Annotated in this window: 12 protein-coding genes; 10 read left to right on the forward strand and 2 right to left on the reverse strand. The window is 64.8% G+C overall.

Translation table 11 applies throughout. The features are described from left to right. The first annotated feature begins 73 nt into the window (after positions 1-73). From FJ527_RS09785 to FJ527_RS09800, 4 genes are all read left to right on the forward strand, one after another. Entirely contained in the window at positions 74-769 is a 696-nt protein-coding gene (locus FJ527_RS09785; protein WP_140822902.1) for an ABC transporter ATP-binding protein, read from the forward strand. Further along, complete coding sequence (locus FJ527_RS09790; RefSeq protein ID WP_140822903.1) at positions 769-3,318, forward strand: ABC transporter permease; 2,550 nt, start codon at positions 769-771, stop codon at positions 3,316-3,318. The genes FJ527_RS09785 and FJ527_RS09790 overlap by 1 nt, the downstream gene beginning before the upstream one ends. Positions 3,319-3,545: 227 nt before the next feature. Further along, a complete protein-coding gene (locus FJ527_RS09795) occupies positions 3,546-4,319 on the forward strand; it encodes a Bax inhibitor-1/YccA family protein (RefSeq protein WP_015314936.1) in 774 nt (257 codons plus the stop codon). A 105-nt stretch (positions 4,320-4,424) separates the two neighbouring features. After that, positions 4,425-5,003 carry a GNAT family N-acetyltransferase gene (locus tag FJ527_RS09800; protein ID WP_140618237.1) on the forward strand — a complete coding sequence of 193 codons (579 nt, stop codon included), beginning with the start codon at positions 4,425-4,427 and terminating at the stop codon, positions 5,001-5,003. A 74-nt stretch (positions 5,004-5,077) separates the two neighbouring features. Here the strand turns inward: FJ527_RS09800 and FJ527_RS09805 are convergent, their stop codons facing one another. Continuing rightward, positions 5,078-5,458, reverse strand: a complete 381-nt coding sequence (locus FJ527_RS09805) for a DUF2794 domain-containing protein (protein WP_015314934.1) — start codon at positions 5,456-5,458, stop codon at positions 5,078-5,080. 528 nt (positions 5,459-5,986) lie between these two features. Between FJ527_RS09805 and FJ527_RS09810 the strand changes: the two genes are divergently transcribed. The 6 genes from FJ527_RS09810 to FJ527_RS09835 are packed head-to-tail and all read left to right on the forward strand — an operon-like array spanning position 5,987 to position 11,951. Next, a complete protein-coding gene (locus FJ527_RS09810) occupies positions 5,987-6,646 on the forward strand; it encodes an XRE family transcriptional regulator (RefSeq protein ID WP_015314933.1) in 660 nt (219 codons plus the stop codon). 35 nt (positions 6,647-6,681) lie between these two features. Beyond that, complete coding sequence (locus FJ527_RS09815; protein ID WP_015314932.1) at positions 6,682-7,752, forward strand: extracellular solute-binding protein; 1,071 nt, start codon at positions 6,682-6,684, stop codon at positions 7,750-7,752. Positions 7,753-7,775: 23 nt separating this feature from the next. Beyond that, positions 7,776-8,639, forward strand: a complete 864-nt coding sequence (locus FJ527_RS09820; protein WP_015314931.1) for an ABC transporter permease — start codon at positions 7,776-7,778, stop codon at positions 8,637-8,639. Next, the gene (locus FJ527_RS09825; RefSeq protein ID WP_140822905.1) at positions 8,639-9,436 is read left to right on the forward strand and encodes an ABC transporter permease; all 798 of its coding nucleotides are present in this window, start codon (positions 8,639-8,641) and stop codon (positions 9,434-9,436) included. Before FJ527_RS09820 ends, FJ527_RS09825 begins: the two co-directional genes overlap by 1 nt. Beyond that, positions 9,433-10,545 (forward strand): ABC transporter ATP-binding protein, encoded by a 1,113-nt coding sequence (locus FJ527_RS09830; RefSeq protein WP_140822907.1) that lies wholly within the window; start codon positions 9,433-9,435, stop codon positions 10,543-10,545. Before FJ527_RS09825 ends, FJ527_RS09830 begins: the two co-directional genes overlap by 4 nt. 20 nt (positions 10,546-10,565) lie before the next feature. Next, entirely contained in the window at positions 10,566-11,951 is a 1,386-nt protein-coding gene (locus tag FJ527_RS09835; protein WP_140822909.1) for an FAD-binding oxidoreductase, read from the forward strand. A gap of 57 nt (positions 11,952-12,008) precedes the next feature. Here the strand turns inward: FJ527_RS09835 and FJ527_RS09840 are convergent, their stop codons facing one another. Next, positions 12,009-12,818: a thioredoxin family protein gene (locus FJ527_RS09840; RefSeq protein ID WP_140822911.1), complete on the reverse strand. Its 810-nt coding sequence runs from the start codon at positions 12,816-12,818 to the stop codon at positions 12,009-12,011. Positions 12,819-13,053: the final 235 nt, after the last annotated feature.

Below are 13,053 nucleotides of genomic sequence, written 5' to 3' on the forward strand. Positions count from 1 at the left end.
ATATGACAGAGAATTCTTCCGGCGATGGCTTCCGACAGGCAGAGCCTCCCTTTCCATATAGGACGCTTTCATTTTGACAGAAGCCGTCATCGCGCTGAAAGACATATCCCTGACACTCGGCGAAGGCGCTTCGTCGGTTCATGTATTGAAGGGCGTCAGCCTCGACGTCGCGCGCGGCGAGGCGACGGGTATCGTCGGCCCGTCGGGGTCCGGCAAGTCGACATTGCTGATGGTGCTGGTCGGGCTGGAGCGGGTCGATTCCGGTACCGTGCGCATTGCCGGCGAACTGCTCAACGGTAAAAGCGAGGACCAGATCGCTTCGTTTCGCGGCCGAAACATTGGCATCGTGTTCCAGTCCTTCCACCTCATCCCCAATATGACGGCGCTCGAAAATGTCGCCGTGCCGCTGGAACTGGCCGGCCACGCCGATCCCTTCTCGGTGGCGGAGCGGGAACTGGCGGCCGTCGGCCTCAGCGACCGCGTCGCCCATTATCCCGGCGAGCTCTCCGGCGGCGAGCAGCAGCGCGTGGCGATCGCCCGGGCGCTGGCACCATCGCCGCGCATCCTGATCGCCGACGAGCCGACCGGCAATCTCGATCAGGCGACGGGGCGGCAGGTCGCCGATCTGCTGTTCGCCAAGGCCGCCGAACGCGGCATGACGCTGGTGCTGGTGACCCATGATCCGGCGCTCGCGGCGCGCTGCTCGCGCCAGGTTTCGATGCGCTCCGGCCGGATCGAGGCGCCGCCGCCGGTCAGGATCACCGCCTGATGCCGCTGGCGCGGACCTTGAAGCTTGCCATCCGCTTCTCGCTGCGCGAGATGCGCGGCGGCCTGTCCGGCTTCCTCATCTTCCTCGCCTGCATCGCGCTCGGCGTGGCGGCTATCGGCGGCGTCAATTCGGTGGCCCGCTCCATCACCGCCGGTGTCGCCGATCAGGGCCAGACGCTGCTCGGCGGCGATCTTCGCTTCCAGATCAACCAGCGCGACGCCAGCCGGGCAGAACTTGGCTTTCTCGACGGGCTGGGCGTGGTTTCGCATACCGCCGGCATGCGCTCGATGGCGCGCCTGGCTGATGGATCCGACCAGGCGCTGGTCGAGGCCAAGGCTGTCGACGAGGCCTATCCGCTCTATGGCGCGCTGGAAACCGAACCGGTGCTGACGAAGCAGGAACTGTTCGGCGGGCAGTTCGGCGTTTTCGGCGCCGCGGCACCCGATCTCTTGTTCGAACGGCTGCATCTCAAGATCGGCGACCGGCTGAAGCTCGGCACCGCCACGTTCGAACTGCGCGCCAGGCTGGTGGCCGAGCCCGACGCGGTCTCCGACGGGTTCGGCTTCGCGCCAAGGCTGATGATCTCGACCGAGGGCCTGGCCGTCACCGGGCTGATCCAACCGGGCAGCCTGGTCGAGAACGCCTACAAGGTCCGGCTGCCCGCCGGTGCCGACGAGGCGCGGCTCAAGGCCATCCAGGACCAGGCGGCCAAGGATTTTCCGCAGGCCGGCTGGTCGATCCGCACGCGCAGCAACGCCGCACCGGCGTTATCCTCCAATATCGAACGCTTCTCGCAGTTCCTGACGCTGGTCGGGCTCACCGCGCTGGTGGTCGGCGGCGTCGGCGTCGCCAATGCGGTGCGCGCCTATCTCGACGGCAAGCGCGGCGTCATCGCCACCTTCAAGAGCCTGGGGGCGTCCGGCGGCTTCGTCTTTGCCGTCTACCTCGTGCAGATCCTGATCATCGCGGCACTTGGCATCGTGCTCGGCCTGGTGCTCGGGGCGCTGATGCCGTTCGCGGCGAGTGCCGCGCTTCAGTCGGTCATTCCGGTGCCGGCGCAGGGCGGCTTCTATCCCGGCGCGCTCGCCATGGCGGCCCTGTTCGGCCTGCTGGTGACGCTGGCCTTCGCGCTGCTGCCGCTCGGCCGCGCCCGTGACGTGCCGGCAACCGCGCTGTTCCGGGAGATGGGACTGGAAGGCCGGGGCCTGCCTCGGCCCGTCTATGCCGTTTGTGCGCTCGGCATCGCGCTTTTCCTGGCAGCGCTGGCGATTCTGTTTTCGGGCGACCAGCGCATCGCCTCGATCTTCGTCGGCGCCACCGTTTTTGCTTTCCTGGTGCTGCGTCTCGTCGGCGGACTGGTGCAATGGGCAGCCCGGAAAAGCCCGCGCGTGCGCTTTGTCGCGCTGAGACTCGCCATCGGCAACATCCACCGTCCCGGGGCGCTGACGCCCTCGGTGGTGCTGTCGCTGGGGCTTGGGCTGACGCTCTTGGTGACACTGGCGCTGGTCGACGGGAATCTCAGACGCCAGATTTCCGGCAGCCTGCCGGAGCGGGCGCCGAACTTCTTCTTCGTCGACATCCAGGGCAGCGAGGTCGATGCGTTCTCCTCGCTGGTCGCGAAGGAGGCGCCCCAGGGAACGCTGGCCAAGGTGCCGATGCTGCGCGGCCGGGTCATGGCTCTCAACGGCGTCGATGTCGACAAGGTCAAGGTGCCGGCCGAGGGCGCCTGGGTGCTGAAGGGAGATCGCGGCCTGACCTATGACACCAGGCAACCGGAAAACGCGACGCTGACAGAGGGCAAATGGTGGGCCGACAACTATGCCGGCGAGCCGCTGGTTTCGTTTTCCGACAAGGAAGGCAAGGAAATCGGGCTGAAGCTCGGCGACACCATCACCGTCAATGTGCTCGGCCGCAATGTCACCGCCCGCATCGCCAATTTCCGCCAGGTCGAGTGGGAGACGATGGGCATCAATTTCGTCATGGTGTTCTCGCCCAACACATTCGCCGGCGCCCCGCATGGCTGGATAGCCACGCTCACCGAAAAGAACGCCTCGGCGGCCGACGACGCACGCGTCCTCAACGCCGTCACCCGCGCCTTCCCCGCCGTGACGACGGTGCGGGTCAAGGACGCACTCGACATCGTCAACCGGCTGGTCGGCCAGCTCGGCACGGCGATCCGGGCGGCGGCCGGCGTGGCGCTGATCGCCTCGGTTCTGGTGCTTGCCGGCGCGCTTGCCGCCGGCAACCGGGCGCGCATCCACGACGCTGTGGTGCTGAAGACGTTGGGCGCCACCCGGCGAACGCTGATCACGGCATTCTCTCTGGAATACATGCTGATCGGACTGGCCACCGCCATCTTCGCGCTCGCCGCCGGCAGCGCCGCCGCCTGGTTCGTGGTCGCACGCATCATGACGCTGCCATCGCATTTCATGCCCGAGGTGGCGGTGGCGACGATTGCCTTTTCGCTGGTGATCACGGTCGGCATCGGCCTTGCCGGCACCTGGCGGGTGCTCGGCCACAAGGCGGCACCCGTGCTGCGAAACCTCTGATTCGCCGGCGGGCGCCGCCTGCCCGGGTTAAATCTTGGTAAGAATGCCGTCCGAAACGGCCGGCGAAGCGGCATTTTGGCCTGTCACGAACCGTTACACCCGGTTACGGTCTTGTTCTTGACGCGAATAACCATCATATTCCGCGCAGGCATGCTGGAGCCCCCCAGCGGCGCCTGGGTCCGCAAGAGGCCCGACACCGGACGGGGCAGAAGCAACGAGGATTTCCAATGGCTGATCCCATTCGCAACTATCAGACGTCGGCGGTGCCCGGCGTCCGCGCCGACATCGACCAGGGTCTGCGCGCCTACATGATCAAGGTCTACAATCTGATGGGGCTTGGCCTGCTCATCACCGGCCTTGCCGCCGTCGGCACGATCATGCTGGCCACCACCACCGATCCGGCTTCGGCCGTCGCGACGCTGCCGAGCGGCGAGATGCTGACCTCGTTCGGCTACGCGATCTTCGGTTCGCCGCTGCGCTGGGTTGTCATGCTGGCGCCGCTGGCCGCCGTGTTCTTCCTGTCGTTCAGGATCCAGTCGATGAGCGTCGCCGCCGCGCAGACCACCTTCTGGGTCTATGCCGGTCTGGTCGGCCTGTCGCTGTCGTCGATCTTCCTGGTCTACACCACGGCAAGCATCTCGCAGACCTTCTTCGCCACCGCCGCGGCCTTCGGCGCGCTGTCGCTGTTCGGCTACACCACCAAGCGCGACCTGTCGGCGATGGGCTCGTTCCTGATCATGGGCGTGTTCGGCATCATCATCGCCTCGGTGATCAACATCTTCCTGCAGTCGTCGGCACTGACCTTCGCCGTCTCGGCGATCGGCGTACTGGTCTTCGCCGGCCTCACCGCCTACGACACGCAGAAGATCAAGGAGATGTATTTCGAGGGCGACGCTTCCGATGTCGCGGGCCGCAAGGCCATCATGGGCGCGCTGTCGCTCTACCTCGATTTCATCAACCTCTTCATGTTCCTGCTCCAGTTCATGGGCGACCGCCGCTAAGCGGTATTGGACCATCGACTCCTGGAAGGGCGGCCCAACGGCCGCCCTTTTCTTTTAAGCGGGCCTCTGCTGTTATCGAAAGCACAAAAGAGGCTTGCATAAAGAATGAGCAACATCGCGATCAGGCCGGCGACCCCGGCCGACCTCGACGCCATAACCGAAATCTACGCCGACGCGGTCGCCAACGGCACGGCGAGCTATGAACTGGAACCGCCCAGCCGCACCGAGATGGGGACGCGATTCGCCGCGCTCGCGGCCGGCGGCTTTCCCTATCTGGTGGCGGAAAAGGCAGGCGCCGTGCTTGGCTATGCCTATGCCGGCGCCTTCCGGCCGCGCCCGGCCTATCGCTTCATCGTCGAGGATTCGGTCTATGTCGCGCCTGACGCCAAGGGCCAGGGTGTCGGCCTGAAGCTGATGCAAAGCCTGGTCGCGGCGGTCGAGGCGGCGGGCTTTCGCCAGATCGTCGCGGTGATCGGCGATGGCCGCGCCGACAGCGCCTCGGTCAGGTTGCACGAGAAGCTCGGCTTCCGTCATTCCGGCCGCCTCGAAGGCTCCGGCTACAAGCACGGGCGCTGGTTGGACACGGTATTCATGCAGCTGTCGCTCAACGGCGGGGCATCGCTGCCACCCGATCCGGATTCGCTGCCGGAGCGGAAGTTCCGGAAGGGGGAACTGAAGAATTGAGGAATAGGACACGCGGCGCCTGACGTAAGCGCCCCTTTCCTTCGTTCCTCAATTCTTCAGTTCGCAATTCACCCCTATACCAGCTTCAGCTTGCTGTCGAAGACGCCGAGCACGCGGCCAAGCTCCTGGCCGCGTTTGAGGATGCGCCCGCCCGCCGCGATGACGGCGAAGGCGCCTTGCTTGCGCGCCAGTTTCGGATCCTTGACGATCTGGAACAGCGGCACTTCGCTGGCACGGCGGAAGACGGAAAAGACAGCGCGGTCGGTGAGGTGATCGATGGCGTAGTCGCGCCATTCATTGGCCGCGACCATGCGTCCGTAAAGCCTGAGGATCTGGTCCAGTTCGCGCCGGTCGAAGCGGACCGGCTGGTCGAGGCGTGCGCTGCGCGCCTCGTGCAGCGGGATCAATATTGCGGATGCGTCTCCATCCCCCATCCCGCCGCCGTCATCGATCATGCCTGCCTCGATCCTTAAAAATGAATCTTTGCCAACCAAGGTTGGCCCCTTCGCATCGCAATTGCAAGAGCCGGAGAAGCGAAGGCAGCGGAGCGCCGTTTCCGTTGCGTCCAGTCACGTTTGTGAAACGCATGTTGGAATTGGTGATGCTTCGCCACATTTCCGCCTTTTTTTATCCGCGCTCCTGCCCCAATGTCCGACGAATTTACCGGCGTTGCCTGAGACGGTTCGGTCCGGCACCGGCTCGTAAACCCCAAGCCCCCCGCCCACGGGTCTGCGTCGGATCGAACCAACCTCGGCCTTTCCTCGGAAAAGCCAGGTGCGACGATCCCAAAACCTAAATGACCGACGTCAGAAGCAAGCTGACGTCGGTTTTTTCGTTTTTGGGCCTTGCACCCGGGACTGCGCGCCGACGGCATCGGCGTAGGGCCGAAAGCGGCCAACCCCGCGTGGCCATTCAATTCTGCCGACCGTGCTTGCCATTTTCCGTTTCACTTAATAGGGTGTTAAGTGAGAACGGAGACGACAATGCCACACGCATCGGGCTCCCCAGTAAAACAGTTGAATGGCGGCGCGGCCGTGCCGGAGGCCGGCGGCGTCGGCCCTCGTATCAAGGCATTGCGCATGGCGCGGCGCGTCTCGCTGCGCCAGCTTGCCGACATGACGGGCACCACGGCGAGCTTCATCAGCCAACTCGAGCGCAATCTGTGCGGCGCCAACACCGGCACGCTGCTCAAGATCGCCGCCGCTCTCGATCTCGGCATCAACGATCTGTTCGAGGACAATGCGCGTCCCCTGCACAAGGTGCTGAGGCGCGAGGAGCGGCCGGTCGTTCCGGTCGGCCTCCAAGGCCGCAAGATGCTCCTGTCGCGGCGGCCGATCCATCAATTCGAAGTCTATGCCGGCCATTTCGAGGTTGGCGGCTCGACCGGCGACGAGACCTATGTGCATGGCGGCGAGCACGAAATGTTCATGGTGCTCAAGGGCACCGTCGAACTGACGCTTGCCGACGAGCGCCATCTGATGCGCGAGGGCGACAGCGTCGAATACGCAACCTCGGTGCCGCACCGGACCGTCAATGTCGGCGACACGCCGGCCGAGGTGCTCTGGATCATCGCGCCGCCGACCGCCGGCGCGCTCGAACTCGATCGATACAGGCCCGGAAACCGCTCGCATCCGGGTGAATGAAAACAATGCGAGTTCTGCAAATGGGAGAGATGATCATGAAACTGAAATTTGGACATGCGGCGGCCGTCGCCGTGCTTATGGCGGCCACCGCCGCGCTCGCGCAATCCAAGCCGGTGGCGGGAGAGGTCGCCGAAGGCTCGCTGAAGGGCAAGACGCTGACCCTCGTTTCCTATGGCGGCATCTATCAGGACGGCCAGGCGGCGGCACTCAAGGAGTTCGTCGACAAGTCCGGCGTCAAGCTGCTCAACGACGGCCCGACGGAGATCGCCAAACTGCAGGCGCAGGTCGAGTCCGGCAATGTGACCTGGGACGTCGTCGATACCGACGACCTGCCGCCCTATGTCTATTGCGGCAAGCTGTTCCAGAAGCTCGATCTGACGAAGCTCGACGTCTCGAAAATCCCGGAAGGCCAGGTCGGCGAATGCTCGGTGCCGGCGATGAACTACGGTGTCGTGCTGATGTACAACAAGGAAAAGTACGGGGATAATCCGCCCAAGAGCTGGGCCGACTTCTTCGATACCCAAAAATTCCCCGGCGTGCGTGGCATCGACGGCTCCGGCAGCCCGACCGGCGGCCTGCTGGAACAGGCTTTCAAGGTTGCCGGCGGCGATCCGAAGGCGATGACGGTGGCCGATATCGACAAGGCCATCGATGTGGTCCGCAAGCTCGGCCCCGACACGATCTTCTGGAAGACGGGTGCCGAATCGCAGCAGCTCGCCGAATCCGGCGAGGCCGACATGCTGATGATGTGGACGGGCCGCGCCATGACGGCGGTCAAGAACGGTGCCAAGTACGCGCCCGCCTGGCAGGATTGGCTGGTGGTGATGGACCAGATGACGATTCCGGTCGGCGTCAAGGATACGGATGCGTCCTACGCGCTGCTCAATGCCTATCTCGGCAAGCATGCCCAGGAGATATTGGCGGAGAAGACCTCCTACACGCCGATCAACAACGACGCGCAGCCCAAGGTCGACGCTTCCGTCGCCGCCTACCTGACCAATACGCCTGAACGCCAGAAGCAGGGCTACAAGCAGAACTTCAAGTTCTGGGTCCCGAACTTTGCGGTGGCGCAGGAGAAGTGGTCGGCGCTGATGGCCGGCAACTGACCGGCTGACGGGAAGCAAGGGCCGTGAGCGCGTCCGAGCCAATCATTCCGGCCGCCGAAAGGCGCAGGGCATGGCGGCCGTTCGCGCTCGCGTTGCCGGCCCTGGTCCTGCTTTTCGCGGTGATCGGCTATCCGCTGCTGACCATCGTGCTGCGCAGCCTGTCGGAACCGGAGTGGGGAGCGCAGAACTATGTCTGGTTCTTCAGTGCGCCGATCAACCTTGTCGTGCTCCAGCGGACCTTCGTCATTTCGGCGTGGGTCACGCTGGTGTGCGTGGTTTGCGCTTATCCCTACGCCTATCTGATGACCGCGGTCGGGCCGCGCGTTCGGCTGGTGCTGCTCTTGTGTGTGCTGATCCCGTTTTGGGTGAGCGGCGTGGTGCGCACCTTGTCCTGGGTGATCCTGCTCCAGGATTCAGGCGTCATCAACTCGGTCCTGCGGTCGCTCGGGCTTGGTGGCGTCAGGCTGATCCGCACCCAGACGGGCGTGGTCATCGGCATGGCGCAGGTGCTTTTGCCGTTCATGATCCTGCCGCTCTATTCGGTCATGAAAGGCATCGATCTCAGGCTGATGCGCGCGGCGCAAAGCCTTGGCGCGCGGCCGTCCCGCGCCTTCTTCACCATCTACCTGCCGCTGTCGCTGCCGGGCGTCTATGCCGGGGCGATCATCGTCTTCATCCTGGCGCTCGGCTTCTACATCACGCCGGCTTTGCTCGGCGGTCCGCGTTCGACCATGCTGTCCACCCTGGTGCAGACACAGGTGCTCAGCCTGCTGCAATGGGGCCGTGGCGGCGCCATGGGCGTGGTGCTGCTGGTCACGACCTTCGTGCTGCTGGCGCTCGCCGCGCCCGTCATGCGGTCCCGGTACCGGGAAGCGGAGCGGCGCTGATGGAGATGAAGCCGCTCACCCGCGTCATCCTCGGCCTTGTCTGCGTGCTGGTGGCCATATGGCTGGTGGCCCCGACGCTGGTCGTGGTGCCGATGTCGTTCAACGAGAACAAGTCGCTGGCGTTTCCGCCGCAGGGCTTTTCCTGGCAATGGTACCAGAATTTCGCCACCAACCCGGACTGGTCGAACAGCTTCCTCAATTCGCTGAAGGTCGCCTCGATCGTTGCCGTGCTGGCAACGGTCCTCGGCACGCTTGCCGCCTTCGGCCTCGACCGCATGAAGGCGCGGCCGGCAAACCTGCTGCGCATGCTGATGTTGACGCCGATGGTGGTGCCGGGCGTGGTGCTGGCCATCGGCATCTACGCGGTCTATCTCGATACGCGGCTCGTCGGCACGCTGCTCGGCTTCGTGCTCGCCCACACCATCCTTGCGCTGCCTTTCGTGCTGATTGCCGTCTCGGCCAATCTCGAAGTGTTCGACAGGCGGCTCGAGACAGCCGCGGCGAGCCTCGGCGCCAACGCGCTCACTACCTTCCGCACGGTGACGCTGCCGCTGATCGCACCCGGCGTGCTGTCGGGCCTGCTGTTCGCCTTCGCCACCTCCTTCGATGAGATCGTCGTGTCGCTGTTCATCACCAATCCCTACCTCAAGACATTGCCGGTGCAGATCTTCGCTTCCATCACGCGCGATGCCGACCCGACGGTCGCGGCCGTCGGCACGATCCTGTTGTTCGCCACCACGATCCTGATCGGCGGCGGCATGCTTCTTCTTGGCCGCGAGCGGAAGGGACGCCAATGACCTCGGGGCAAGAGAGCAGGGGCGCGGCGATCGATCTCAGGTCGGTCAGCAAGGCCTATGGCAGCTTCAAGGCGCTGGACGGCGTGTCGCTGCACATCGAGGCCGGCGAGTTCATGACGCTGCTTGGACCAAGCGGCTCCGGCAAGACGACGACGCTCAACGTCGTCGCCGGCTTCACCGAGGCCAGTTCCGGCGCGCTGGAAGTGGGCGGCAAGAGCGTCGTCGGCGTGCCGGCGCACAAGCGCAACATCGGCGTCGTCTTCCAGCATTACGCGCTGTTTCCCCATATGACGGTGAGCCGCAACGTCGCCTATCCGCTCGCCTTGCGCGGCGTGGCGGGAGCCGAGCGCGAACGCCGGGTGCGCCAGGCGCTCGACATGGTCAAGATGGCGGATTTCGGCCATCGCTTCCCCAGCGAGCTTTCGGGCGGCCAGCAGCAACGCGTGGCGCTGGCCCGCGCCATCGTCTTCGATCCGCCGCTGCTGTTGATGGACGAGCCGCTCGGCGCACTCGACAAGAAACTGCGCGAATGGCTGCAGCTCGAGATCAAGCGCATCCACCGCGAACTCGGCACCACTTTCGTCTATGTAACGCACGACCAGGAAGAGGCGCTGGTGCTGTCGGATCGCATCGCCGTGTTCAACCGGGGCCGCATCGAACAGATCGGTACCGGGCGCGAGCTGTATGATGAACCGGCGACGCTGTTCGTTGGCAAGTTCATCGGCGATTCCACCGTGCTGCGCGGGGCCGCCGCCACCTCGGGCCAGGAGACGGCGATCGAGATATCAGGCCAGACGGTGACGACCGCCAAGCGTCTCGCCAATGGCGGCAGGCCGGTCATGCTGCTGCGCCCCGAAAAGCTGGCGCTCGCCCGCCCTGGTGCTGGCGGCGACGGCCGCAACCGGCTCACGGGCCGTATTGGCGAAGCCATCTATCTCGGCTCCGGCTCAAAATACGAGGTCGACCTGGCCGACGGCTCGAAAGCCATCGTGCGCTCGACGCTGGAAGCAGACAGTTTCGCCATCGGGGACGAGGTCGAGGTGCTGTTCGCCGGCGCCGACGTGAAGCTGCTCGCCGACGACGACAAGGCTGACCTGACGCTCACCTGATTTCGGAACGGATTTCAAAAATGCAAGCCAAGCACAATGGCGACGTGTCGTTCTGGTATGCCGATATCGGCGGCGTGCCGGCCTATCGGCCGTCCTTGCCCGGCGACATCGAGGCAGATGTGTGCATCGTCGGCGCCGGCTACACCGGCCTGTGGACCGCCTATTATTTGAAGAAGGCGCAACCTGCGCTGCGCATCGCCATGGTCGAGAAGGAGTTCGCGGGCTTCGGCGCGTCGGGCCGCAATGGCGGCTGGCTGTCGGGCGGCTTCAGCTGGTCGCGCGAGAAATACGCAAAGACCTCCTCGCGCGGCGCGGTGATCGACATGCAGCGCGCCATGTTCGGCACGGTCGATGAGGTGATCGCGGTGACGGAAGCCGAAGGCATCGACGCCGATATCCGCCGCGTCGACAACATCACCGTCGCCACCAACGCGGCACAATTGCAGCGCGCCAAGGCCGAATACGAGGAGCTGCTGCGCTGGGAGATGCCGCCGGAGCGGCTGGCCTTCCTCGACGCGCGGGAGGCGCGTCAGCGCATCGCCATCGACAAGGTGCTGGGCGCCTTCGTCGTGCGCAACGTCGCGCGTGTCCAGCCGGCGAAGCTGGTGCAAGGCCTGGCCGCGGCTGTCGAGCGGCTTGGCGTGCCGATCTACGAGCAGACGCAGGTGCTGGCGATCGAGAAGGGCAAGGTCACCACCAGCAGAGGCATCGTGCGGGCAGGGAAGATCATCCGCGCCACCGAAGGCTTCACGGCTGGCATTCCCGGCTACGAGCGTCTCTGGCTGCCGCTGAACAGCGCCATCGTGGTGACCGAGAAGCTGCCGCAAGAACTGTGGGACCAGATCGGCTGGAACGGTTACGAGGTGTTGGGCGATGCCGCTCACACCTATTGCTACGCGCAGCGCACGCGCGAAGGCCGCATCGCCATGGGCGGCCGTGGCGTGCCCTACCGCTTCGGTTCGCGCACCGATGTGCGCGGCCGGACCCAGCAGGCGACCATCGACCAGTTGCACGAGGTGCTGACCAGGCTGTTGCCGCAGACCAAGGGCGTGCGTCTCGACCATGCCTGGTGCGGGACGCTTGGGGTGCCGCGCGACTGGTGCACCACTTCAGGCTTCGACCGGGAAAGCGGCATCGGCTGGGCCGGCGGCTATGTCGGGCTCGGGGTTTCCAGTTCCAACCTGTCAGGCCGCACCTTGCGCGACCTCGTGCTCGGCCACGACACCGAGTTGACCCGGCTGCCCTGGGTCAACCGCACGGTCAAGAAATGGGAACCGGAACCACTGCGCTGGCTCGGCGTGCATACAATGTACCAGCTCTATCGCATCGCCGACCGGCGTGAAGCAAACGGCCTGGACCGGACCTCGCGCCTTGCGGCCTTCGCCGATCGCCTGACCGGACACTGAAAGCATTCGAGCAGGAAATGTGCGGTTTCCGTCTGGAATTGCGCCGAACCCGTGACCTTACAGCTTACGATCGAGGGAGGCCTCGGATCCCGGTTTGTGGATGAAAGCCGCACCCAGGATGGGGCCTGGCAGGCCATCCTTGCCGACCGACTGCAACAGCACGGCGCAGCCGCCTTTCTTGGTGATCTCGCTCAGCGGAAATTCGTAGCGCTGCGCCTTGCCATGCCACATGCCGGCGGTCTGGATCCCGGTGACCGCGTTCCAATAGGTCATCTTGCGGCCGGAGTTCTCGCCCTGGCCGATCTTGACCGTCTGCGGCGCGTCGAAATAGACGATGACGACATGGGCGTCGTTCGGGCCGGTGCCGGCGTCACCTGCATCGATGATCACACGGTCGCCGGTGCGGCTGACCTTGATGGGCACACGCATGCCTTCGCCGGCACGGGCCATGCGGGCAAGCGCGCCGTCGACCTCACCGCGATTGGCGCCGTTGACATGCATGCGGCCGTTCAGGACGGCCTGCGGCGTATAGACCGAACGGCTGCTGAAATAGCGCATATAGTCATATTGCCGCTCGGTGTTTTCCTTGTGGCTCAGCGTGTCCTTCCAGCCGAGATAGTCCCAGTAATCGACGTGATAGGCGAGTGCGACAAGGTCTTGCCTCGTGGCGAGTTCGGCGAAGAACGCGTCCGCCGGCGGGCAGGAACTGCAGCCCTGGCTGGTGAACAGTTCGACCACGCCGAGCGGCCTGTCGGATTTTTCGGCCTGGGCCCTTTCGGGCTCGCTGGCATGCCCAGCGCCGGCAAAAGCCGAGAAGGCCAGCGCGAAGGCTGCCAGCCACAATGATCGTCGCGAGGCCATGACCATTCCAATTCCCGCCGGTGATGCCGGCTTTGTTCTGCTTTGCCGAAATATGTGGCAGAACGGGAAGTCAACGGGAAGTCACGTTGCGGTGAAATTTTACCGCTGCAATCGTGAGGTAAGGCCGCAATAGGAGCAGCCGCTGCATTTCAAGGCGTGGTTCGATTGAGCGGCGGCATCATCGCCATGCGGCAGGTTCTCCTCACCGCCATCGATCTCTATTGCGAACGCACCGGCCCTG

The organism is Mesorhizobium sp. B2-4-18 (genome assembly GCF_006441385.1).
Taxonomy (GTDB): Bacteria; Pseudomonadota; Alphaproteobacteria; order Rhizobiales; family Rhizobiaceae; genus Mesorhizobium; species Mesorhizobium australicum.